The 22,854-nt window shown below is 69.2% G+C and carries 21 protein-coding genes; 5 read left to right on the top strand and 16 right to left on the bottom strand.

Annotation, left to right across the window (positions count from 1 at the left end; translation table 11 throughout):
• Window positions 1–19: 19 nt before the first annotated feature.
• Window positions 20–3,646 carry a transcription-repair coupling factor gene (gene mfd / locus ACFVV0_RS07840; protein ID WP_387060696.1) on the top strand — a complete coding sequence of 1,209 codons (3,627 nt, stop codon included), beginning with the start codon at window positions 20–22 and terminating at the stop codon, window positions 3,644–3,646.
• On the opposite strand, the gene ACFVV0_RS07835 is transcribed toward mfd, so the two are convergent.
• Window positions 3,643–3,945, bottom strand: coding sequence for a DUF1905 domain-containing protein (locus tag ACFVV0_RS07835; RefSeq protein ID WP_387060693.1), 303 nt, complete (start codon window positions 3,943–3,945; stop codon window positions 3,643–3,645). The two genes, mfd and ACFVV0_RS07835, sit on opposite strands and share 4 nt — an antisense overlap.
• A gap of 135 nt (window positions 3,946–4,080) precedes the next feature.
• On the opposite strand from ACFVV0_RS07835, the gene ACFVV0_RS07830 reads away from it, so the two are divergent.
• Window positions 4,081–4,704, top strand: a complete 624-nt coding sequence (locus ACFVV0_RS07830; RefSeq protein ID WP_387060691.1) for a hypothetical protein — start codon at window positions 4,081–4,083, stop codon at window positions 4,702–4,704.
• On the opposite strand, the gene ACFVV0_RS07825 is transcribed toward ACFVV0_RS07830, so the two are convergent.
• Together ACFVV0_RS07825 and ACFVV0_RS07820 are read right to left on the bottom strand one after the other, a co-directional pair.
• Window positions 4,698–6,158 carry a lipase maturation factor family protein gene (locus ACFVV0_RS07825; protein WP_387060688.1) on the bottom strand — a complete coding sequence of 487 codons (1,461 nt, stop codon included), beginning with the start codon at window positions 6,156–6,158 and terminating at the stop codon, window positions 4,698–4,700. The two genes, ACFVV0_RS07830 and ACFVV0_RS07825, sit on opposite strands and share 7 nt — an antisense overlap.
• A gap of 72 nt (window positions 6,159–6,230) precedes the next feature.
• On the bottom strand, window positions 6,231–6,881 hold the full coding sequence (locus tag ACFVV0_RS07820) for an endonuclease/exonuclease/phosphatase family protein (RefSeq protein ID WP_387061768.1): 651 nt from the start codon (window positions 6,879–6,881) through the stop codon (window positions 6,231–6,233).
• Between the two features lie 178 nt (window positions 6,882–7,059).
• Between ACFVV0_RS07820 and ligD the strand changes: the two genes are divergently transcribed.
• Window positions 7,060–8,079, top strand: a complete 1,020-nt coding sequence (ligD, locus tag ACFVV0_RS07815) for a non-homologous end-joining DNA ligase (protein ID WP_387060685.1) — start codon at window positions 7,060–7,062, stop codon at window positions 8,077–8,079.
• Between the two features lie 7 nt (window positions 8,080–8,086).
• On the opposite strand, the gene ACFVV0_RS07810 is transcribed toward ligD, so the two are convergent.
• On the bottom strand, window positions 8,087–9,154 hold the full coding sequence (locus ACFVV0_RS07810; protein WP_387060682.1) for an ATP-dependent DNA ligase: 1,068 nt from the start codon (window positions 9,152–9,154) through the stop codon (window positions 8,087–8,089).
• A 107-nt stretch (window positions 9,155–9,261) separates the two neighbouring features.
• Between ACFVV0_RS07810 and ACFVV0_RS07805 the strand changes: the two genes are divergently transcribed.
• On the top strand, window positions 9,262–9,708 hold the full coding sequence (locus ACFVV0_RS07805) for an SIP domain-containing protein (RefSeq protein ID WP_387060680.1): 447 nt from the start codon (window positions 9,262–9,264) through the stop codon (window positions 9,706–9,708).
• Window positions 9,709–9,711: 3 nt separating this feature from the next.
• On the opposite strand, the gene ACFVV0_RS07800 is transcribed toward ACFVV0_RS07805, so the two are convergent.
• From ACFVV0_RS07800 to ACFVV0_RS07770, 7 genes are read right to left on the bottom strand one after another with little or no spacing between them, the layout of a single operon-like run.
• The gene (locus tag ACFVV0_RS07800; protein WP_387060676.1) at window positions 9,712–10,575 is read right to left on the bottom strand and encodes an SDR family NAD(P)-dependent oxidoreductase; all 864 of its coding nucleotides are present in this window, start codon (window positions 10,573–10,575) and stop codon (window positions 9,712–9,714) included.
• A complete protein-coding gene (locus ACFVV0_RS07795; RefSeq protein ID WP_387060673.1) occupies window positions 10,572–10,937 on the bottom strand; it encodes a Fe-S oxidoreductase in 366 nt (121 codons plus the stop codon). Before ACFVV0_RS07795 ends, ACFVV0_RS07800 begins: the two co-directional genes overlap by 4 nt.
• Window positions 10,938–10,940: 3 nt before the next feature.
• Complete coding sequence (locus ACFVV0_RS07790) at window positions 10,941–12,389, bottom strand: dihydrolipoyl dehydrogenase family protein (RefSeq protein WP_387060670.1); 1,449 nt, start codon at window positions 12,387–12,389, stop codon at window positions 10,941–10,943.
• Window positions 12,390–12,414: 25 nt separating this feature from the next.
• Complete coding sequence (locus ACFVV0_RS07785; RefSeq protein WP_387060667.1) at window positions 12,415–13,200, bottom strand: crotonase/enoyl-CoA hydratase family protein; 786 nt, start codon at window positions 13,198–13,200, stop codon at window positions 12,415–12,417.
• A gap of 22 nt (window positions 13,201–13,222) precedes the next feature.
• Window positions 13,223–14,146, bottom strand: a complete 924-nt coding sequence (locus ACFVV0_RS07780) for an arginase family protein (RefSeq protein WP_387060665.1) — start codon at window positions 14,144–14,146, stop codon at window positions 13,223–13,225.
• A 22-nt stretch (window positions 14,147–14,168) separates the two neighbouring features.
• Window positions 14,169–14,945 carry a PspA/IM30 family protein gene (locus ACFVV0_RS07775; protein WP_387060663.1) on the bottom strand — a complete coding sequence of 259 codons (777 nt, stop codon included), beginning with the start codon at window positions 14,943–14,945 and terminating at the stop codon, window positions 14,169–14,171.
• 32 nt (window positions 14,946–14,977) lie between these two features.
• Window positions 14,978–17,008, bottom strand: coding sequence for a TPM domain-containing protein (locus ACFVV0_RS07770; protein WP_387060660.1), 2,031 nt, complete (start codon window positions 17,006–17,008; stop codon window positions 14,978–14,980).
• 192 nt (window positions 17,009–17,200) lie between these two features.
• Here ACFVV0_RS07770 and ACFVV0_RS07765 point away from each other — a divergent pair, with 192 nt between their 5' ends.
• The gene (locus tag ACFVV0_RS07765; protein WP_387060657.1) at window positions 17,201–17,980 is read left to right on the top strand and encodes a gamma-glutamyl-gamma-aminobutyrate hydrolase family protein; all 780 of its coding nucleotides are present in this window, start codon (window positions 17,201–17,203) and stop codon (window positions 17,978–17,980) included.
• A 7-nt stretch (window positions 17,981–17,987) separates the two neighbouring features.
• On the opposite strand, the gene ACFVV0_RS07760 is transcribed toward ACFVV0_RS07765, so the two are convergent.
• The 5 genes from ACFVV0_RS07760 to ACFVV0_RS07740 all read right to left on the bottom strand — a co-directional run bounded on the left by ACFVV0_RS07760 (window position 17,988) and on the right by ACFVV0_RS07740 (window position 22,853).
• Entirely contained in the window at window positions 17,988–18,623 is a 636-nt protein-coding gene (locus ACFVV0_RS07760; protein ID WP_387060655.1) for a protein-L-isoaspartate(D-aspartate) O-methyltransferase, read from the bottom strand.
• A gap of 75 nt (window positions 18,624–18,698) precedes the next feature.
• The gene (locus ACFVV0_RS07755) at window positions 18,699–19,703 is read right to left on the bottom strand and encodes an N-acetylglucosamine kinase (protein WP_387060652.1); all 1,005 of its coding nucleotides are present in this window, start codon (window positions 19,701–19,703) and stop codon (window positions 18,699–18,701) included.
• Window positions 19,700–20,971, bottom strand: a complete 1,272-nt coding sequence (locus ACFVV0_RS07750) for a 6-phospho-beta-glucosidase (RefSeq protein WP_387060650.1) — start codon at window positions 20,969–20,971, stop codon at window positions 19,700–19,702. Before ACFVV0_RS07750 ends, ACFVV0_RS07755 begins: the two co-directional genes overlap by 4 nt.
• 2 nt (window positions 20,972–20,973) lie before the next feature.
• The gene (locus tag ACFVV0_RS07745) at window positions 20,974–21,879 is read right to left on the bottom strand and encodes a carbohydrate ABC transporter permease (protein WP_387060647.1); all 906 of its coding nucleotides are present in this window, start codon (window positions 21,877–21,879) and stop codon (window positions 20,974–20,976) included.
• Window positions 21,876–22,853 carry a carbohydrate ABC transporter permease gene (locus ACFVV0_RS07740; protein ID WP_387061765.1) on the bottom strand — a complete coding sequence of 326 codons (978 nt, stop codon included), beginning with the start codon at window positions 22,851–22,853 and terminating at the stop codon, window positions 21,876–21,878. The genes ACFVV0_RS07745 and ACFVV0_RS07740 overlap by 4 nt, the downstream gene beginning before the upstream one ends.
• Window position 22,854 lies beyond the last annotated feature (1 nt).

Below are 22,854 nucleotides of genomic sequence, written 5' to 3'. Positions count from 1 at the left end.
GGACCGTAGACTTGGGCGAGTGATACTGCAGGGCTTGATCGCAGCGCTTTCGCGCGCCTCCACGTTCGATGACGCCCTGGCGTCGGCTTCCCGAGACGCTGATTTCTCGTTGACCGACGGCCTGCGGGCGCCCCTCATCGCCGGGCTGCTGAAGAGGCGGGCCGAGGCGGATGCGTCACAGGCCCTGCTGGTCATCACCGCGACGGGTCGCGAATCCGAGTCGATCCGCGGTGCGCTCGGCGCGGTCGTCCCCGACGCCGAGGTGATCGAGTTCCCGGCCTGGGAGACCCTGCCGCACGAGCGCCTCAGTCCGAGCGCCGAGATCGTCGGCAAGCGCCTTCTCGCGCTGCGGCGGCTGGCGTCGTGGGAAGACGGCGATCGCGCGCATCCGATCATCGTCGTCGCCTCCGTGCGTGCGGCACTGCAGCCGCTGGCCGACAACCTCATCGACTATCAGGCGGTCGAGCTGGCCGCCGGCGACCGCGGCTTCGACCTCGGCCGGCTGGCCGCTGAGCTCGTCGACCTCGCCTACGGGCGCGTCGACATGGTTACGCGCCGCGGCGAGTTCGCAGTTCGCGGCGGCATCCTCGACGTCTTCCCGCCCACGGCGGAGCACCCGTATCGCGTCGACTTCTTCGGCGACGAGGTCGACCAGATCCGTGCATTCTCGGTGGCCGACCAGCGGTCGCTGCCCGAGCCCATCCCGTCGGTCACGCTGCCGCCGAGCCGCGAGCTTCTGCTGAGCGAGTCGGTGCGGCAGCGGGCGAGGGAGATGGAGCACGAGTTCCCGAGCCTGTCCCAGATGCTCGCGAAGATCGGCGAGGGCATCCCGGTCGAGGGCATGGAGTCACTGGCGCCCGCACTGGTCGACCGGCTCGTTCCACTCACGCACTACCTGCCCGACGGCGCCGCCGTCGCGGTGCTCTCGCCCGAGCGGGTCGCGAGCCGTGCGGTGAGTCTCGCCGAGACGAACCGCGAATTCCTCTCGGCCGCGTGGAGCGCGGCGACCGTGGGCGCTGCGGCGCCGATCGACCTGGCCGCCGGCGACTTCCTGACCCTTCAGCAGCTGAAGGACTCCACCACGTTCAGTGCGCCGGGGCAGAAGGCACCCACGCACCCGTGGTGGACCATGAGCGGGTTCCAGGCCGATGACATCCTCCCCGAGCACCGCGAGCTCGAGGAGCACCTGCAGGTGCGCATCGCCGCCGAGGCGGTGCCCAGTTTCCAGGGCAACGTTTCCGGCGCGATCGAGCACGTGGGCGCGCGGCTCCGCGACGGCTGGAAGGTCGCGATCGTGGCCGAGGGCGCCGGGCTCGTCGAGCGTGCAGCCGATGTGCTGGGCGAGGCAGGGTTGCCGGCGCGCCCGGTCGAGGAGTACCCGGCAGAACCCGAGCCGGGGATCGCGTACATCCTGAAGGCCACCGTCGAGCACGGCTTCGAGCTGGAGGGGGCCAAGCTGGCGCTCCTCAGCGAGAGCGAGTTCTACGGCCGCACGATCGGGTACGACTCCCGCCAGGTGAAGAAGCTGGCCACGCGCCGCAAGAACGTGGTCGACCCGATGCAGCTCAAGTCGGGCGATTACGTGGTGCACCAGACCCACGGCATCGGCAAGTTCGTCGAGCTCACCCAGCGTGAGGTCTCCAGCGGCGGCCGCCACCCCGTGAAGTCGAAGCGCGAGTACCTCGTGCTGGAGTACGCGCCGTCGAAGCGGGGGTATCCGGGAGACAAGCTCTACGTTCCGACCGACCAGCTCGACCTGCTGACCCGGTACGTCGGCGGGGAGGCTCCGGCGCTCAGCAAGATGGGCGGCAGCGACTGGTCGGCTGCGAAGGGACGCGCCCGCAAGGCCGTGCGCGACATCGCGGTCGAGCTCGTCAAGCTGTACTCGGCCCGCATGGCGAGCAAGGGCCACTCGTTCGGGCCCGACACCCCGTGGCAGCGCGAACTCGAGGAGGCGTTCCCGTTCGCGGAGACGCCCGACCAGTTGCAGACCATCGACGAGGTTAAGGCCGACATGGAGCGGCCGATCCCGATGGACCGCCTGATCTCCGGCGACGTCGGCTTCGGCAAGACCGAGATCGCCGTGCGCGCGGCGTTCAAGGCCGTGCAGGACGGCAAGCAGGTCGTCATGCTCGTGCCGACCACTCTGCTGGTCAAGCAGCACTTCGAGACGTTCCAGGAGCGGTTCGCCGGCTTCCCCATCCACCTGCGGGCGCTCAGCCGCTTCCAGTCGGACAGAGAAGCACGCGAGACCATCAACGGCATGGCGGACGGCACGGTGGATGTCGTGATCGGCACTCACCGACTCCTCGCCGACGGCATCGTGCTCAAAGACCTCGGCCTGGTCATCATCGACGAGGAGCAGCGCTTCGGTGTGGAGCACAAGGATGCGCTCAAGAAGCTGAAGACGAACGTCGACATCCTCGCGATGAGCGCCACGCCCATCCCGCGCACCCTGGAGATGGCGGTGACCGGCATCCGCGAGATGTCGACGCTCGCCACCCCGCCGGAGGAGCGCCACCCCATCCTCACGTTCGTCGGCGCGTACTCCGAGAAGCAGGTCGCCGCGGCGATCCGTCGCGAGCTGCTGCGCGAAGGCCAGGTGTTCTTCGTGCACAACCGGGTCGGCAGCATCTCGAGCGTGGCCGCGAAGCTGGCCGAGCTCGTTCCGGAGGCACGGATCGGTGTCGCGCACGGCAAGATGAACGAGACGGCGCTCGAACAGGTCGTCGTCGACTTCTGGGAGCGCAAGTTCGACGTGCTCGTCTCGACCACCATCATCGAGACCGGCCTCGACATCGCGAACGCGAACACGATCATCATCGACCGGGCCGACAAGTACGGCCTCAGCCAGCTTCACCAGCTGCGCGGTCGCGTCGGCCGTGGCCGCGAACGCGCGTACGCCTACTTCCTGTGGGACGAGAACAAGCCGCTCAGCGAGACGGCCCACGACCGGCTCTCCACGATCGCGGCGAACAACGAGCTCGGCAGCGGGATGCAGGTTGCGCTCAAAGACCTGGAGATCCGCGGCGCCGGAAACCTGCTGGGCGGCGAGCAGTCCGGCCACATCGCGGGCGTCGGCTTCGACCTCTACCTCCGGATGATCGGCGAGGCCGTGAGCACCTTCCGCGGCGACGTCGCCGAGGGGCAGACCGAGCTGCGGCTCGAGCTGCCGGTGGATGCGCACATCCCCGAGGAGTACGTCGACAGCGAGCGACTGCGCCTCGAGGCCTACCAGAAGCTCTCGACCGCCAGCTCGCCGAACGCGAAGGCCGGTCAGATCGACGCCGTGCTGGAAGAGCTCACCGACCGCTACGGCGAACCCCCGCTGCCCGTGCTGAACCTGATCGCCGTGTCGCGCCTGCGCCTCGCGGCCCAGAAGGCCGGACTCGGCGAGGTCGTCGCGATGGGCTCGAACCTGCGCCTGGCTCCGGCGATCCTGCCAGACTCGGTGCAGGTGCGCCTGCAGCGGATGTACCCGGGTTCGAAATACCACGCAGCGCCCAAGGTCGTGACGGTGCCCTTGCCGCGCGTCGACGGTGACGCTCCGGCGGACTCGGACCTCATCGCGTGGGTGTCGTCGCTTCTCGGCGCGATCTTCCCCGTGCCGGAGCCCGCCGAGCTGGAGGCGGAGGCCTCCGCCTAGAGCAGCGTCTCAATTCCGATCCTGACCACGTCCCCGAGGCCGACGCCTTCCTTCTTGCGCACGGATCCCTTGATCGCGAGCGTGTACGAGCCCTCGGCCGACTCCGGGAAGATCGAGGTCGACCACCGGGAGCTTCCGAGTGTGGCGACCACCTTCACCGACCCGAACCCGGCCGGCGGATGCGGCTGATCACGGATCTCCTCCGAGATGTCGAGCGGCAGCCGCGCGAACACCCACAGGTCGCGTCGCGCCTCCCAGCGCCACAGATCAGCCTCGAACTCGTACCGGATCCCTGCCATGAGTTCACTCTGCCTCAGATCAAGGCCGGGCGACAACGCCCGTTCCACCCGGCGGCTTCCATCCCGAGGCCGCCCACCTGAAAGAATGGTCTTCGCAGGGCGACGGCGTCTGGTCGCCCCGACCCGAGGAGACGGATGCGCTGGCCGAACTGGTTCCGCAGACGGGCTGACAAGCCCAGGATGCGGCCGTTCGACGAGAGCGCCCTCGTGGAGATCGCCACGCCCAGCCTCGACCAGTCGGTCGAGGAGGGACTGATGCTGGCCGACTACGCCACCCGCATGGCGGTGAAGAACCACATCGTCGTCGACACGATCCAGCAGGGGAACGCGTTCGACCCCGTCCGGCACACCGATCAAGCCGCCCGGATGCTGCGCGATCTCGCCGACGAGCAGGATCAAGCGGCCGCGCGCATCGCGGAATCCCGGGCGCAGGTCGACGGACGGGACGGCGAGGCGACCCACCCGCACGACTACCGTGACGTCGACGCCGGCAACCTCCGACGCCGGGAGAAGGCGGCCGGCGCTCTGGCAGCTGCCCTCCGCCACCGGGCGGACTCGGAGTCCGAGCTGCTCGCCATCGTCGAACGCGCCCGCGCCGACGCCTGGGACGAGGTCGGCCACGCCATCGAGAACTCGCTCGACGCGTTCTCCGGCGTCGAAGCACTCAAAGCCGACTACGAAGCGGAACGTCCGGCCCGGCTGAAGCTGCTGATCGGCCGCGACCTGGCCAAGCTGGAACAGGAGCGCGGCGGCTACTGAGGCCGCGCATCCGTCGAGCGGGGAAGAGCGACCGGGGGGATCAGCGTCCCCACCTCCACGCGAACCCAGCGGGCGCCCGTCTCGCGCTTCTCCGCGCGCGTCGCGAACCGGTAGAGGAAGGTGCGGGCGCGCACGGCTGTCGGCCGCTCACCGCCGAACGGGTCGATCCGGATGAGTCGCAGCGTGCGCGCATCCGCCTCCAGAAGGCGCAGCAGGAAGACCTCGAACCAGCGGGTGTCGCGCGAGCCCAGAGCGAGGAACCACATCAGCCAGTCGAGTCGCAGGTGGTACGGGGCGACCTGCGGCGGCATCCGCTTCACGTCGCCGGGTTTGCCCTTGAACTCGTACTCGCGCCACTCGGCCGCTCCCGAGGCGGGATCGTCGATCGTACCTTCGACGATGATCTCGTAGCGTTCCTTCGTCACGGTTCCGAAGGCGCCGTACGCGTTGACGAGGTGCCAGCGGTTGAAGCTGGCGTTCATGAGCTGGTGGCGCGAGAACAGGTTCACGAGTGGCTGCCAGCTGAGAACGACGAGGAGCAGGCTCACCAGGAGCGCGACCACCGCGAACCACACGGGCATCCCCGTCGGCCCGATCCCGCCGACCGGGATGCCGCCGAGCACGGCGGAGAGCACCGGATCGCTCACCGCTGAGAACGCGAGCACGATCGTGATCACGTTCAGCCAGGCGAAGTTGCCCGTCACGACGAGCCAGAGCTGGGTGAGGATCACCACCGCCGCCGCGATGCTTGCCACGGGTTGCGGCGCGAACAGGAACCACGGCACCACGAGTTGAGCGAAATGATTGCCGAGCACTTCGATGCGATGCCACCATTTCGGCAGCAGATGCGCCGAGCGGCTCAGCGGATTGGGCATCGGCTGGGTCTCGTGGTGGTAGAAGAGGGCCGTCAGGTCGCGCCAGGAGCGGTCGCCGCGCATCTTGATCATCCCCGCGCCGAACTCCAGCCGGAACACCAGCCAGCGCACGAGCAGGACGATCGTGATCGGCGCGGCTGTGTCGTGCGACCCGAGAAAGCCGACGGTGAACCCCGCCTCGAGCAGCAGACTCTCCCAGCCGAACGAGTAGAACGTCTGCCCGACGTTCACGATCGAGAGATAGAGCCCCCACAGCACGAGGAAGACCACGATCAGCGTCCACGAGGGCGCGAGCTGGGGGATGCCGGCGACCACGAGTGCGGACAGTGCGGCGCCGGTCCAGGCCACTGTGAGGAGCAGCCGATCGGTGTAGCGCCAGCGGAACAGGGTCGGCTGCCGCCGCGCGTACGCCAGCGTGAGAAAGCGCGGAACAGGAAGCAGCCCGTGCTCGCCGAGGAGGGCCGGAAACTGGTTGGCCGCGGAGATGAAGGCGATCAGGTAGAGGGCGCCGACCCCGCGCTGGAGAACCTCACGGGCAACGCTGTACTCGCTTGCCGCCAACCAGTCGAAGACGTCCATCTCGCACCGCCCGCCGTGAACTGCGCCCACGATACGCCGGCCCGGGGATGCGGACCAGGCCGGATGGGAGGCTCAGGCGGCGAGGCGGGCGTCGAGGCTGATCGCGCGGTGGTCGGAGGCCCCGGCGGGGAGAACGTCGACCTGGGTGATCTCGAAGCCGGTGGACGTCACGAAGTCGAAATAGCCGGTGAAGAACTTGTAGCGCAGGTAGGTCGGCTCGGTGCTGCGCATCAGGGCGTAGCCGGTCGTGGTGAGGCGACGCTCCAGTCCGCGGATGAACCAGGGGTAGTTGAAGTCGCCGACCATGACAGCGGGGATGTCGTCGGCGAGCGATCGCATCCCCTCGTGGGCTGCTGCGATCTGCTTGCGGCGGAGGGAGTTGGATGCGGTGAGCGGGGCGGCGTGGAACGAGCCGACCAGCACATCCTCGTCGGCCTCCCTGTCGTGCAGGTGGGCGGCGAGCAGCCGTTCGTGGGCGGGTGCGAGCACCCGGTCGTGCACCGACTTGTGCACGGCGAACACCTCGGTTCCGAGGATGTCGTAGCGGCTCTCCCGCACGTAGATGGCGAGACCGAGGCGGTTGGCCTTGGTGGCGTCGGCGAGGATCAGGTGGTGGAGGCGCTGCGGGAGCGCTTCGGCATCGCATTCCTGGAGGCAGAGAACGTCGACGTCGTGAACCGCCGCGATGTCGGCCAGTTCGTGACCGGCAGCGTGCTTTCGCAGGTTGTAGCTGACGATTCTCAGTTGGATCCCTCTTCTCGCGCATCCCGATCGAGAGGGGATGCGACAACATTCTTCACCAGAATCTTCACACGGAAAGCCGGTGCCGCACTTCGCACACGGAATTCACAAGAGAGTCATCGGCGAGACACGCTCGATATCCGGCGAGTACGGTGGTGCCATGGCGAGCGAAGCAGTTGTCATCACCGTCCCCGGTCCGAACGGCGACCGCGAGGTTCGCATCTCCAGCCCGACACGGGTGCTCTGGCCCGAGCTCGGCATCACCAAGCTCGATCTGGCGAACTACCTCATCGCCGTCGGGGACGCGTTCGTGCGGGCCAACGGCGATCGGCCGGTCTCGCTCGAACGGTTTCCGGAGGGGATCGGCGGCGAGCAGTTCTTCTCGAAGAACCCGCCCCGCGGTGCGCCGGAGTACGTGCGATCGGTGATGGTGGTCTACCCGAGCGCGCGCTCGCATCCGCAACTGGTGATCGACGAGCCGGCGGCGGCCGTGTGGGCCGCGCAGATGAACACGGTCGTGTTCCACCCGTGGCCGTCGCGCGCAGAGAACTCCGACAACCCCGACCAGCTGCGCATCGACCTCGACCCGCAGCCGGGCACCGACTTCTCCGACGCCGTCCCCGCCGCGATCGAGTTGCGCGCGGTCCTGGCCGAGGTCGGCCTCGACGCGTTCATCAAGACCTCCGGCAACCGGGGAGTCCACGTGTTCGCGCCGATCGAGGCGACCCACGAGTTCCAGGATGTGCGGCACGCCGTGATCGCGGCCGCGCGCGAACTCGAACGCCGGATGCCCGACAAGGTGACGACCGCGTGGTGGAAGGAGGAGCGCGGCGAGCGCATCTTCGTCGACTTCAACCAGGCCAACCGCGACCGCACCATGGCGGGGGCGTACAGTCCGCGTGCGCTCGCCCATGCGGCCGTCTCCACACCCATCACCTGGGACGAGCTGGAGAGGGTGAGCCCGCGCGATTTCACCGTGCTCACGGTTCCTGATCGGCTGAAGACCGTCGGCGATCCGTGGGAGTCCTTCGGAGACGAGCCGGGAACGATCGACCAGTTGCTCGGCTGGTGGCAGCGCGACCTGGATGCGGGACTCGGCGAGCTGCCGTTCCCGCCCGACTACCCGAAGATGCCGGGTGAGCCGCCGCGAGTGCAGCCGAGTCGAGCCAAGAAGAGTTGAACGGGCGTCAGCTGAGCACGTCGGCCAGGTCGTAGGCGACGGGCCGCTCGAGCTGCTCGAAGGTGCAGGACGCGGCCTCGCGGTCGGGGCGCCAGCGTTCGAACTGCGCGGTGTGGCGAAACCGCATCCCCTCCATCTGGTCGTAGCGCACTTCGAGGACCCGTTCGGGACGGAGCCGGATGAACGACACGTCCTTGCCCGACGAGAACCGGCTCCGTTCGGTTTCGCCCTTGGCGGCGTTGCCGCTCTCATCGCGCTCGACGACGGCCTCGAGCTCGTCGACGAGTTCGAGGCGACGGACGTCGCTGAAGGCGGAGACCCCGCCGACGTTGCGGAGCGTGCCGTCCGAGTCGTAGAGCCCGACGAGAAGAGATCCGACCCCTCGGCCGCTGGCGTGGATGCGGTAGCCCAGCGCGACGACGTCAGCGGTGCGATGGTGCTTGATCTTCAGCATCGTGCGCTTGTTCGGCGAGTACGGTGCCGCGAGGGGCTTGGCGACGACCCCATCGAGGCCGGCGCCCTCGAACTCCTCCAGCCATCGGCGCGCGAGGTCGACGTCGGTTGTAGTCCGGGTGATCTCGATCGGAGCGGGCAGTGGTCCCGCGAACCCCTCGAGGGCTGCCCGGCGTTCGGAGAAGGGCCGTTCGAGCAGGGATTCGCCGCGGAGGGCGAGCAGGTCGAAGGCGACGAACGTGGCGGGGGTCTCCTTCGAGAGGAGATCGACACGGCTCGCCGCCGGGTGGATGCGCTGCGACAGCGCCTCCCAGTCGAGGCGCTGGGTGCCGGGCTCCCCGGTGGGGACGACGATCTCGCCGTCGAGCACGCACGGCCCCGGCAGCAGGCGTTTGAATGCCTCCACCAGTTCGGGGAAGTACCGCGTGAGCATCTTGGAGCCGCGGCTGCCGATCTCGACCCGGTCGATCGCGTCGCCGGAACCTTCGGCGTACACGATCGCGCGGAAGCCGTCCCACTTCGGCTCGTAGCTGAGCCCGCCCTCTGCCGAGTCGGACTCGGGAACGGAGGGAACGGCTTTCGCCAGCATCGGCGCGACGGGGGACTCCGAGGAGGGGTTCATCCCTCGATCATGCTCTCCGGCGGCCCTGGGCGGAAGTCTTGCCTCCCCTGGGCATCCTCTTCGAACCGGTGGGGGTTAGGTAAGCCTGCCCTATACTCGAAATCACGATGTACCGACCCGATCACGCGAGCCACACCGCGACCACCGCCCACCACGACGACCGTGTGCAGTTCCTCGTCGTCGCCGATGAGTCGTCGTTGCCCCAGCTCGAAGCGGAACTCGCGCTTCTCCCGCTGTGCGCTCGCGGCCGGGTGTTCGTCGAGGTCGAGCGTCCCGAAGACGCGGTTCAGCTGTCGACGCCGATGCGCATGACGGTCACGTGGCTGGCGCGATCGCGCCGGAGCGGTCGGCCCGGAACGGGCGAGAGCTGCTCCCGCGGTGAGGCTGTGACGCGCGCAGTGCGCGCGTGGACCGCTGAGATGCTCTGCGACGGGCCCGGCGAGACCCGTGCCATCGTCCTCGGCGGATTCGAGCTGGCGACCGAGGTGCAGGAGCACCTCGTCGGCGAGGTCGGCATGGCGCCGGCCGCGGTCACCGCGCCGTCCTGGCGCTGACCGCTAGACCACGGCCTCGACCCCGGTGAACTCCGAGGTGAGCGTCCAGAGATCCCGGCCCAGCTGAGCATCGTTGGCCTGGTGTCGCACTCTGCCGTTCGCAGTGAGCCGATCGAAGTAGGTTCCGCTGGGAGCGCCGACGGGGGAGTCGGCGGTGAGGGCGATGAGCGGTGCCGCACCCTGTTCGACGCTGATGCCGTAGCCGCCGCGGGTGACCGCGGATCCGAAGCGGATCAGCGGCGACGACATGCCGAAGTTCGTGGCGATGGTCCCCGGGTGGAACGAGAACGCGTCGATGCCGGTGCCGGTGAGTCGTTCGGCGAGCTCGCGGATGAAGAGGATCGTCACCAGCTTGGCTGTGCCGTAGCCGCGCCAGCCGCCGAGCCAGGGGCGCTTCTCGAAGTCGAGGTCATCGAGACGCACGTGTCCGAAGAGGTTCGCCAGGCTCGCCGTGGAGACGACCCGCACGGGGTTGCCCGCCTCTGCCGTGGCGCGCATTCGGGGCAGGAGCAGGTTGGTCAGCAGGAACGGCGCCAAGTGGTTGGCCTGGATCGTGCGCTCGTGCCCGTCGATCGTCAGCTCGCGCTTGGCATAGAGGCCGCCGGCGTTGTTGGCCAGCACGTCGATGCGGTCGTAGCGATCGAGGAGGGCGTCGGCGAGCGAGCGCACGTCGTCCAGACGCTCGTAGTCCGCGAGGAACGGCGTCGCACCGATGCGCTCGGCGACGGCGCGGGTGCGCTCCGGGTTGCGGCCGACCACGGCGAGCTCGTTGCCCTGCGCGGCCAGCTGCTCCGCGGCGACCACCCCGATGCCGGAACTCGCTCCGGTGAGGATGATCGTGCGACGGCTCCCGGATTGTGCGCTCACAGGTATCCACCTTTCTCGAGGCCCGCCTCGATCTCGTATCGGTTCTTGAGCGGGTTGCGACCCGCAAGCAGGTAGAAGAACGGGAACAGCATGCCGTAACGCTGCCACTGCCGTTTGTGCACAGCCTCGTGTTCGAGCACATCGTCGGAGACGTTCTGGGCGGTGAGGTAGCAGCCGCCGACGCAGGACCCCCCGCGACCGAAGGTGCGCGGCGGCATACCGCGGAATACGAACAACCCATGCCGTCGCTCCACACGGCCGGTGCTCCACAGAAAGCCCCAGGCGAGCCCGACCGCGGTGGCGTAGAGGTAGCCGAGCCGGCTGATCGGCGAATCGAGGAACAGGCCTCGGAGCAGACGCATCCCCTAGTTCTCCGGCCGGCCGTACGCCTCGAGCAGCCGCAGCCACACCTCGCTGAGCGTCGGGTACGACGGGACCGCGTGCCACAGCCGGGAGAGTGGCACCTCGCCGACGACGGCGATGGTGGCCGAGTGCAGCAACTCGCCGACATCCTGGCCGACGAACGTCACGCCGAGGAGCACCTGGCGGTCCTCGTCGACGACCATGCGCGCTTGGCCGATGTAGTTGTCCGCCGCGATGCTCGCACCCGAGACATTGCTGATCGGGTAGTCGACGATGCTGATGCGGTAGCCCTCTTTGTCGGCCTTCGCTGCGGTCAGTCCGATCGAGGCGACCTCGGGGTCGGTGAACGTCACCTGGGGCACCGACCGGTGGTCGGCCGTCGCGACGTACGTGCCCCACGGCTCGATCCTCACGTCCTTGCCGTTCGCACGGGCGGCGATGGCGTCACCGGCTGCCCGGGCCTGGTACTTGCCCTGATGCGTGAGCAGTGCCCGGTGGTTGACGTCTCCCACACCGTAGAGCCAGCCGCCGTCGACGGGTTCGCCGTCGGCGCCGAGCACCCGCATGGTGTCGTCGACGTCGAGCCAGGCGCCCTCCTCCAAACCGAAGGCGTCGAGACCGATTCCGGCGGTGTTCGGGATGCGGCCGGCTGCGACGAGGAACTCCTCGGCCTCGATCGTGCCACCGTCGTCGAGCTGGATGCGGAAGCCGTCATCGGCCGTGCGCTCGACCGACACCACCGTCGTGTCGAGATGCACGGAGGCGCCGAGCTCGCGGAGGGAGTCCGTGACCATTTCGCCGGCGAACGGCTCGTTGGTGCCGAGCAGCCCGTGCCGGGCGATCAGGTCGACCTTCGTGCCGAAGCCCGCGTACGCGGTGGCCATCTCGACAGCCACGACGCCGCCACCGAGGATGGCGAGCGATGCGGGCACATGGTGAGCGCTCGTCGCATCGCGACTCGTCCACGGCTCGCTCTCGCGGAGACCGGGGATGTCGGGGAGCAGCGAGGCCGAGCCCGTCGACACCGCGACGGCGTGCGTAGCGGTCAGCACGGTGACCGTGCCGTCGTCCGCCGTGACCGTCACCTCCCGGGGCGCGGTGATGACCGCACGCCCGCGCACCAGTTCGATGCCGGCGCCGTTCAGCCATTTCACCTGTCCCGCGTCGTTCCAATCGCTCGTCATGTAGTCGCGGCGTTTGAGGACGGCGGCGACGTCGAGCTCGCCCGTGACCGCCTCGCGCGACCCGCCGACGCGCTGGGCCGCTCGCAGCAGAGCCCCGCTGCGCAGCAGCGCCTTGGAGGGCATGCAGGCCCAGTACGAGCACGCGCCGCCGACCAGTTCCGACTCGACGATCACCGTGCGCATCCCGCCCTGTTTGGCGCGGTCCGCGACGTTCTCTCCGACGGCACCCGCTCCGATCACGATGACGTCGTATTCGATGGCTGTCATGCTGTCTCCTGTCTTCTGGTGGCGCTCAGCGGCCGACGAACTCTGCTTCGGAGCGGGTGAGGAAGGCTTGCATGCCGATTGCGGCATCTTCGCTGGCGACCAGGCGCACGAGGGTCGGCTGCAATTCCGACTCGGCCGCCGCATCCCCCTCCCGGATCGCCCGCTTGGCATTGGCCAGGGCGGCCTGCACGGCGAGCGGCGCCTGCGCGGCGATGCGCTCGGCGATGGCGAGCGCGCGGTCGAACTGCTCGCCGTCTTCGACCACCTCCTGCACCAGACCGATCCGGTGCGCTTCGGCACTGCCGAACGTGTCGCCGGTGAGGATCCAGCGCATGGCGTTTCCCCATCCGACGGCTCGCGGAAAGCGCAGCGTCGCCCCGCCGAACGGCAGGATTCCGCGCGTCACTTCGATCTGACCGAATGTCGTCGAGCGCGCCGCGACCGTGACCTCAGAGGCGAGGAGGAGTTCGATGCCGAGCGTCAGGCAGGTTCCGTGCACCGCGACGACGACCGGTTTGCCCAGCTGCTCTCCGGACACCTGCCACGGGTCGATGCCGCCTTCTTCGGTGAAGGTCAGGCCGTCGGCGCCGATGCGCGGACCGAGGTCTGCGAGGTCGAGCCCCGCCGTGAAATGCTCGCCGATCGCGTAGACCAGGCCGACTCTGAGCTCCGGATCCCGGTGCAGCTCGCCGTAGGCGGCGGCCAGCTGACTGAGCAGCTCGTAGTCTGCTGCGTTGCGCTTCTCGGGGCGATTGAACGCAATGAGCAGGACGTGCCCGCGCCGCTCGGTCAGGATCTTGGGTTCGGTCATGTGTCCCAACGTACCTCGCGGGTCAGAGTGCGTCACCGGTGGTCCGGTCATCGGTGGAGAGGTGCCGTGCGCCGCCGCCCGTCGAGGAGCCGTTCGGCCCGGGCAGGGGTGCCGTGAGCGCTCCGAGGAGGCGGAGGATCACCGGCAGGTCGTGTTCCGCAGCCTCGGGGGACTCGGGCGCGAACTCGGTGATCGCAGCCCCCGCCAGCTCGAATCGGGAGCGAAGCGCCCGGATGGCGTCGGCGAGCTCTTCCGGTTGCACCCCGAACGGCTCCGGATAGCCGATGCCGCTCATCGTCGCCGGGTCGAGCACGTCGAGGTCGATGTGCAGGTAGACCGCTTCCGCGCCCGTGGCCGCGACCGCGTCCACCAGTTCGCGAGGGGACGCCAGCGACTCCGCCGTGAGCATCCGCACCCCGGCCTCGGTGACGTACGCGTCCTCGCCGTCGTCGAGCGCGCGGGTGCCGGCGAGCACCAGCTTGTCCGCAGCGAGGAGGGCCGCGCCGGTAGAAGCGAGGCCCTCCGGCCCCTCACCGAGCAGAGCCCGCAGGACCATGCCGTGGAATGCTCCCGAGGGCGATGACTCCGGCGTGTTGAGGTCGCCGTGCGCGTCGAACCACACCAGGGCGACGGATCCGGGCTCCCGCGACGCGACCACGTGCTGCACGCTCGCCAGGTCGGCCGCGCAGTCGCCGCCGACTGTCACGACCGGGGATTCGAGCACCATGAGCTCTGCAGCGGCGGCGTCCCGGATGCTCACCAGCGACGAGAACCGGTGCACCCCGGTGCCGAGGGAGTCGCCCGCCGACGCGGGCACGGCCAGCACGGTCGTCGCCGTCGACGGCAGGTCGCCCCGGATCGCCTCGGCCCCGTCGATGAGGCGCATGGCCCGGGATGACCCGGAGCCCTGCCACTGCGGGACGACGAGGAACGTCGCGCTGCTCAACAGCCCTCCTCGATGATCGCGCTCACTGACCCGGCGTGTACGGCGCCGACGGCGTCGCCTCGGCCGTGACGGCGGGCTGCGCCGGGGCGCCGCCTGTCTTGAGGGCGGCCAGCCGTGCCTCGACCTCGGTCATCTCGCCGAGATCGTCGAGCTGGTTGAACTGGGCATCGAGGCTCGACGCCGCCAGTTCCGAAGCTCCCCGCACGCGAGCCTCCTCGCGCCTGATCTTGTCTTCGAAGCGGCCGACCTCGCTGGTGGGGTCGAGGATGTCGACGCTCTTGACCGCATCCATCACCTGCGCCTGCGCCTGCGCCGTCTTGGCACGCGCGATCAGTTCGGAGCGCTTGGTCTTGAGCTGCTCGAGCTTGCCCTTCATGCCGTTGAGGCCCGACTTCAGCTTGTCGACGGTCTCGGTCTGCGAGGCGATCTGCGGCTCGGCCGCCTTCGCCTCGTTCTCCGCCGAGATCTGGCGCTGCAGGGCGACCTTGGCCAGGTTGTCGAACTTGTCCGCGTTGGCGGCATCGCCGCCGGTGCGGTACACGTCGGCCTGCTTGCTGGCGGCGAGAGCCTTCTGCCCCCACTCCGACGCGGCTTCGACGTCTTCGCGGTGGTCGTCTTCGAGCAGCCGCAGGTTGCCGATGGTCTCGGCGATGGCGCTCTCGGCGTCGGCGATGTTGTTGGTGAAGTCGCGGACCATCTGGTCGAGCATCTTCTCCGGGTCTTCAGCCTGGTCGATGAGGGCATTGACGTTCGCCTTCATCAGCTGGGAGATCCGGCCGAAAATCGACTGTTTTGCCATTGTGCTTCCTTTCGCTTGGGCCCCGAGGGGCCTTAGAACCTGCCACCCCCGCGGCGAGAGCGCGTGCCGCCCCCGCCGAAGCTTCCCGGGCTGAACCCGCCGCCGCCGCGGCCGCCGCCGCGACCGCCGCCGCCGCCGCCGAAGAGCCCGCCGCCTCCTCCGCCGCCGAGCACCGAGTTGATGAGGATACCGCCGAGGATCGCCCCCATCGCGCCGTTTCCGCCGCCTCCGCCGCTCGTGCCGCCGCCGAACATCCCGCCGAGCCCCCCTGCGTCCGGCTGGAAGCCGCCGACATCCCGCTGTGCGAACTGGATCGCTTCCTGCGCCAACCGGTCGGCTCGCTGCGCCTGGGCGAGAGCGGCCACGGGGTCGGCGGCAGCGTTCGCGTCGGCCTGGGCGACCAGTCGCCCGGCCTCGGCGAGCCGTGTGCGCGCTTCGGGTCCGACCGCTCCGCGACGAGCCGTGATGAAGTCTTCGCCGGCCGAGACCCGGCTCCTCGCCGAGAGGAGGGTCTGGTCGAGGGATGCCCGCGCGCGCTGGGACTGCTGGCGTGCATCCCGAACACCCTGCAGTACGCCGTCGATGCTCTGGTTTGCGGCCTCGAGGCGCTGAGCCAGCTCGAGTGGGTTGATCGTGCCGCCCGCGATCTTGGCCTTCACGTCTCCGAGGGTCTGCTCGGTGGCGGCGACGACGCCCGCGATGCTGCCCTGAGGGTCGTCGGCGGCTGCGAGAGCGCGCGCCTCGGCCAGATCGCGTTCGAGCTCGGCGATGGTCGCGTCGATGCTCTGCTGGGCCGTGCCCAGGTCGGCACCCAGCCGGTCCACCGCGTCGAGGAGGAGCTTGGCCTGGTCCACGGACTCTTCGGCCGCGCGCACGCCGATCGCGGCCGCGCTCGTGTCGCCGGCGTCGCTCTTCTGCGTGGCGCCGGCGAGCGCTGTCGTCACGAATTCCAGGCGGTCGGTGGCCTGCGCGATGTTGTCGTGCACGGTCGCCAGCGACGCATCGGTGTACCGCGCGGCGAGGGCGGCCAATGCGGCGCTCGACGGTGCGATGCGGGCGCGCTGCGCGTCGGCTGACGCCTGGATCTCGGCGCTCGCGTGCGGGATGCGCTTCTCCAGCGCGCGCAGCTCGTCGAAGGCGTCGGCCTGCTTGTCGAGCGCGTCGTTGGCGGCCGCGGTGAGCTGCACGATCTGGGCGTTCCAGTCGCGCGTCTGCTCCTCGGAGTCAGGCTCGGCGTCGTCGAGCTTCTGCTTGAGCTTGAAGGCGTCGCCGAGCTGAGCCCTGGCTGCATCGAGTGCAGCCTGGAACGGCACGACCGACTCCGCGCCGTACTGCGCGGTCGCGAAGCCGAGCTCTTCTTCGCTGGTGCGGATGGCGTCATCCGTCTGCACGAGCGCCGAGCCGGCCCGGCGCTCGAGATCCTTGAGCGGGATGGTCTGCAGTTCGTTCGGGGGCGGAACCTGGCTTCCAGCCTGTCCGCCGGCGGCGACCTTCTTCTTGGAGCGATTTCGCACGACGAAGAAGATGATGAGCCCGACGACCACGATGGCGATGAGGAAGAACCAGAAGAAGCCGGACCCCGCGCCACCGCCGCCCGTCGCATCCGCCAGCCCGTCGGCGGCCGCGACGGCGGCACCCGACCAGTCGCCGGCCTTCAGCTTGGGCTCGATGTCGTTCGTCTCGATCTGAGCGAGCTGGTCGTCGCTCACCGGGCCGGACGAATCGCCCGAGAGGTAGAAGGCGCGGCCCTCGGTCGCGACGGCGAGAAGGTAGTCGGTCGGTCCGAGGTTGTTGCGGGCCGCCGTCTCGTTGGCCCAGTCGGCGGCGGACGCCGGGTTCGTGAAGCGGTCGACGTAGACCACGAAGAGGTCGACGTCGTGGTCTTGGAAGAGCTGGGCGGCTGCATCTTCGATCTTCTGCTCGTCGCCTCCGACGACTCCGGCCTGATCGACGACGTGCGCGCTCCCGAGTTCCACCGGGTCTTCAGCGACCGCCCCCGTCGCCGAGCCCACGACCACACCGATCGCGAGAAGAACCCCACCCAGAACTGCTTTGACGCCCATCGACTCACTCTCTTGAGCTTCGCGGTACAGCCGAGTCTATTGTCGGCGCCTTCCACGGCGCCACATCCTGGGAGCCGGCTGCGAGCCGTTGCCGGTCCCGCGTGTTTCATCCTGTTACGGGAAGGATGCACGCATCGCGGGGCCCGCTCAGAATGGACGGGTCGGCACGCGAGCGGGAGAGGAGCATCCGGGATGAGCATCCAGCACCCGAACCGCGCCCGCCGCTCCGACAGCACCGGCCGCACGCTCGCGGTCGTGGAGGCCACCCGGTTCCGCGCGCACGACCCGGAGTACCACGCGTACGTTCAACTGCTGGTCGGTTCGGCCATGGCCGAGGCCGAAGCGCAGGGCTGGAACGTCATCCGCCTCGCCGCAGACGAGGGCCGGGATGCGCTCCTCGACCGAACCGCGCAGGCCGACGCCGTGCTCATCATGGGCGGCGAAGACATCGCGCCCGCCTTCTACGGCGGCGCCGAGGGCTACGAGGGCGAGAGCCGTCACCTCGAAGCGGCCGACGCTGCGCAGATCGCCCTCGTTCACCGGGCGATCGAACGCCGAATCCCGCTGCTCGGGATCTGCCGGGGACTCCAGATCATCAACGTCGCCCTCGGCGGCACCCTCGTGCAGCACCTCGGGGGCGAGAGTGTGCACAAGAACCACGACGTGCCGATCCGGGAGATCATGGCCTCCCATCCCGTCCACCTCACCGAGGGCAGTCTCGTCTCCGGCCTCCTGGAGAGCGGGACCGTCGACGTGCAGAGCGCCCATCACCAGGCGGTCGACGCGGTCGGAGGCGGACTCGTCGTCACCGGTCGCGCGTCCGACGGGCACATCGAGGCGCTTGAGCACGAGAGTGCGCCGGTGCTGGCGGTGCAGTGGCACCCCGAAGACCCCGGAGCCCCGGCCGGGCAGCTCGCCGGTCTACTCGCCTCGCTCGATCGCGTCGGCCTCGACGAGGCCGTCGCGGCGTAGCCGCCGTTCACACGCCGGGCTCGCCCGGCACCGGCCACGCCTGCTCGCCGAGGAGGGGCACGAAGGCGACGCCGCCCAGGTTCGTCTCTGCGAGCATCCCATCGTCTCCGCGCTCGAAAAGCGCGAGGTGCTGGGCTCCGCCGCTACGGCCGATCGGAACGACGATGCGACCGCCTTCGGCGAGCTGCTCCCGCCAGGCCTCGGGGACCGACGGGCTGGTGGCCGCGGCCAGGATCACGTCGTACGGCGCTCCTTCGGGCCAGCCGACCGAGCCGTCGCCGATCACCACCGCGACGTCGTAGCCGAGTGCCTCGAGGGTCGCCGCCGCGCCTGATGCGAGCGACGGATGCCGTTCGATGCTCACGACGCGGGCGGCCAGCTCCGCCGTGACCGCTGCCGCGTATCCGGAACCTGTCCCGACGTCGAGCACTGTGTCGGACGGCCGGATGCGCGCCTCCTGCAGCATGAGCGCGACGATGTACGGCTGCGAGATGGTCTGCCCGTCCCCGATCGGGAGCGGATGGTCGGCGTACGCGTAGGGGGCGACGTCCGGGGGCACGAAGAGGTGTCTCGGCACACGGCCCATCGCCTCGAGGACCCGCTCGTCCACGATTCCGCGGGGGACGAGCTGCTGCCCGACCATCCGCCTGCGCTCGACCTCAAAGTCCGTTCGCGTACCGGCCTCCCGCTGCCAGTGAACCACCGCAGGACGGGCGCGTCACCCTCCCGATGCCACCGGTGCGACCTGCCGCGACTCCAGCTGCGCCCTGGCCCGGCCGAGCGCCGCGTGCGCTCCCGCCGCCTCCAGTGCGAGCATGGCCGCGCCGAGGATCGGTGCCGCCGTCACCAGTTCGATGTGCGCCAGGGGTGCACGCTCGGCCAGTCCCCGCTCGATCGCGCCGAGAAGGCGCTCGTCGCGCGCTCCGATCACGCCGCCGCCGAGAACAACAGGCACTGCGCGGTCGAGCAGGTCGAGCCGTCGCAGCGTCGTGGCGGCGAAGGTGACGATCTCTGCGGCCTGCCGGTCGACGAGAGAGCCGGCGACAGCATCCCCGGCTCGGGCCGCGCCGAACACGCTCGGCGAGATCAGCGAGAGGTCGGCGTTCGGGATGCGCTCGAAATGCAGCGCCTCGATCACGGCCTGCAAGGATTCGAGCCCGTAGACCGCGGGAATCGTCGTGGCGAGCGAGGTCTCCGGGCCGCGACCGTCGACCGCGCGGGCCGCGTGCCACAGGGCCTGTTCGCCGAGGTGCCAGCCGCCGCCCCAGTCGCCGGAGATGATGCCGAGCGATGGGTACCGGATCACCAGGCCGTCGGCGCGGACGCCGACCGCGTTGATTCCGGTGCCGCAGACGACGGCCACCGCGTCCGCTTCGGCCGTGCCGGCGCGCAGGAGCGCGAAGAGGTCGTTGTCGACGACCGCGTCGCCCCATGCCGTGCCCGCGATCGCGGCGGTGAAGGCGGCGATCTCGGCCGGGAGGTCGAGTCCGGAGACGTAGACGTTCGTCTGCGTGATCGCGCGTGGGCCGGTCTGCGCCAGGATGTCCCCGATCAGCCGGTCGATCAGCTCGACGGATTCGGCCATCCCGATGATGTGCGGGCTGGAGGTCGTCCCGCGGGCGTTCGCGACGACCGTTCCGTCGAGGTCGATGGCGACCGCATCCGTCTTGGATCCGCCTCCGTCGACCGCGATCACGATCGGCAAGCCGTCGCTCGCGGTCACTTCGCCCACGCCAGGTGGTCGCGGTTTCCCGCGATAAGCAGGTCGGTCAGCTTCTCGGCCCGGTCGTACTGCCCGACCAGCGGATGCGCCAGCATCGCCCGCACGACGCGCTCACGTCCCCCGCGCACAGCGGCGTCCAGCGCGAGCCGTTCGTAGCCGGCGACGTGGGAGATGAGACCGCGGATGTCGTCGGCCACCGGTTCGATGGGCAGGGCCCGGACGCCCTCCACGCCGACGATCGCCGGCACCTCGATGACATGGTCGTCGGGCAGGAACGGCAGCGATCCGTTGTTGCGCAGGTTCACCACCTGGGTGTCGCGACGGTCGCTGCGGAGCGAGGCGATCAGGTCGACTGCCGCCTCGGAGTAGAAGGCGCCGCCGCGCTTCGCGAGCGCTTCGGGCTTGGTGTCGACCGTGGGGTCGGCGTACAGCGCGAGCAGGGCGCGCTCGACCTCCTGCACGGCTTCTGCACGGGTCGGCGAAGCGAGTTGTTCGCGGAGCACCTCGTCGTGGGCGTAGTAGTAGCGCAGGTAATACGAGGGCACGTTCCCGAGCATGGCGATGAGGGATGCCGGCAGTTCGATCTCCTCGGCGAGCTCGCCGAGATGGGCGTCGAGGAGCGCGGGCAGCGCGTCGCGCGTGCCGTCCGCATCCGTCACGTACGCGGCCCGCTCCCAGGTGAGGTGGTTGAGGCCGACGTGACCGAGCGTGATCGCCGTGTGGTCGACCCCGAGCAGGTTGGCGAACCTGCGCTGGAAGCCGATGGCGACGTTGCAGAGGCCGACGGCGCGGTGACCCTCCTGCAGGAGGGCGCGCGTGACGATGCCGACCGGGTTGGTGAAGTCTACGATCCAGGCGTCCGGCTTGGCGTGATCGCGGATGGTCTCGGCGACCCTCAGCACCACCGGGACGGTGCGCAGCGCCTTGGCGAAGCCGCCGGGCCCGGTCGTCTCCTGGCCGATGCACCCGCACTCGTGCGGGAAGGTCTCGTCGCCGTGCCGGGCGGCCTGACCGCCGACGCGCAACTGGATGAGCACCGCATCCGCGTCGGACACCCCGGCGACGAGATCGGTGGTCGGCACGATGCGGCCTGTGTGCCCGGCGGCGCGGAACATCCGGTCGCTCATGCCCCCGACGAGGCGGAGCCGCTCGGGGTCGGTGTCGACGAGCCACAGCTCCTCGATGGGGAGGATGTCCCGCATCCGGGCGAACCCGTCGATGAGTTCGGGGGTGTAGGTGGAACCTCCACCGACGACTGCGAGTTTCACGGCTATCCCTTCACGCCGGTCAGAGTGATGCCCTCCACGAACACGCGTTGGGCGAAGAAGAAGATGAGGACCACGGGGATGGTGACGAGCATCGTCATCGCCATCGTGAGCCCCCAGTCGGTGCCGTGCACGCCACGGAACGACGCGAGACCGTACGCGACGGGCCAGTTGTCCGGATTCTCCGACGTGTAGAGCAGGGGACCGTAGTAGTCGTTCCAGGAGTGGAAGAACATGAAGATCGCGGTCGCCGCGATGCCCGGCTTGGCCATCGGCAGCACGACGCGCCACAGCACTCCGAACTCTCCGTTGCCGTCGATGCGGGCCGCGTCCGCGTACTCGCTCGGGATCGTCAGGAAGAACTGCCGGAGCAGGAAGATGGAGAACGCGTCGCCGAGCAGGTTCGGCAGGATGAGCGGCCACAGCGTTCCGGTCAGGTTCAGCTGCGACCACATCACGTAGATCGGGATCGCCGTGACCTGCGGCGGCAGCAGCATCGCGATGATGATCACGGTGAACAGCACGTTGGCGCCGCGGAACTTGATCTTCGCGAGGGCGTACGCCGCCGGAACGCTGGAGACGAGCATGAACAGGGTCGCCAGCACGGCGTAGATCGCCGAGTTTCCGAACCATTGCAGCAGGGGAACCGTCGTGAACACCTTGACGTAGTTGTCCCACTCGAACGGCTGCGGCCAGAGCGATGCGGTCAGCGTCTGCTCGCTCGACATCAGCGACGTCAGGAAGACGAACACGATGGGTGCGACGAACAAGATGCCGAGGAGGATCAGTACCGCATGCTCGGCGACCCAGGCCAGCCAGCGTCGCGTGCGCAGTGAGCGGGGCGTCGGGATGCGGCTCTGCCCGCCCGTCGTCGGTGCCGCCTTCGGGGGCGTCAGGGTTGCGGAGGTCATTGTGCGCCTTCCGGGGTGAACGCCTTGAACCGGCGCAGCAGGAGGATGAGGATCGCAGCGGCGACCACGAACAGCAGCACCGCGAGGGCCGAGGCGTAGCCGAGCTGGTAGGTGCCGAATCCGCGGACGTACAGCCACTGCGTGTACGTGAGCAGCGAACCGTCGGGATAGCCGAGGTTGTTGCTGATGCCCTCGCCGATCACCGCCTTCCCGGAGGCGACCCCGGATGCGACGGCCGCCTCGGTGAAGTACTGGATCGCCGCGATGACGCCGGTCACCAGCGAGAAGAGGAGCACGGGGGTGATGCTCGGGAGGGTGACGTAGCGGGCCTTCTGGAGGCCGTTGGCCCCGTCGAGCGATGCCGCCTCGTACTGCTCTTTTGACACGTCGAGCAGGGCGGCCAGGAAGATGATCATGATGTCGCCCATGACCCAGACGCCGAGGAGCACGAGCGAGGGCTTCGACCAGGCGGGATCGTTGAACCAGAGCGGTCCCTCGATCCCGAAGAACTTCAGGATCTGGTTCACCGGACCGGTTCCCGGATTGAACAGGAACACGAAGGCGACGACCGATGCGACCGGCGGCACGAGCGCCGGCAGGTAGAACACCGTGCGCCAGAGCCCCGAAGCCCGCTTCGCGCGAGCGAGGAGGCCGGCGACGAGCAGGGCGAAAGCGATCTTCACCGGCACCCAGATCACGACGAACCACAGCGTGTTGAGCGTCGCCTGCACCACGTTCGGGTCCTGTGTGAACAGGTACTGGTAGTTGCGCAGGCCGATCCACTGCGGCTCCGAGACCAGGTCGAACCGGGTGAAGGAGTAGTAGACGGATGCGACCAGCGGGTACACGAAGAAGATCGCGAGCCCGAGCAGAGCCGGCGCGAGGAGCGCCAGGGTGACGAGCCTGCGCTTGGTGCGCTCCCGCGAGGGACGGACGGCGACCGCCCGCCCCTCGCGTACAGCAGTGCTCGTCATG

Origin of the sequence: Leifsonia sp. NPDC058230 (assembly GCF_042882245.1) — a bacterium.
Taxonomy (GTDB): domain Bacteria; phylum Actinomycetota; class Actinomycetes; order Actinomycetales; family Microbacteriaceae; genus Leifsonia.
The sequence above is the reverse complement of the archived record's forward strand: the minus strand, read 5'-3'. Positions and strand labels throughout refer to the sequence as shown.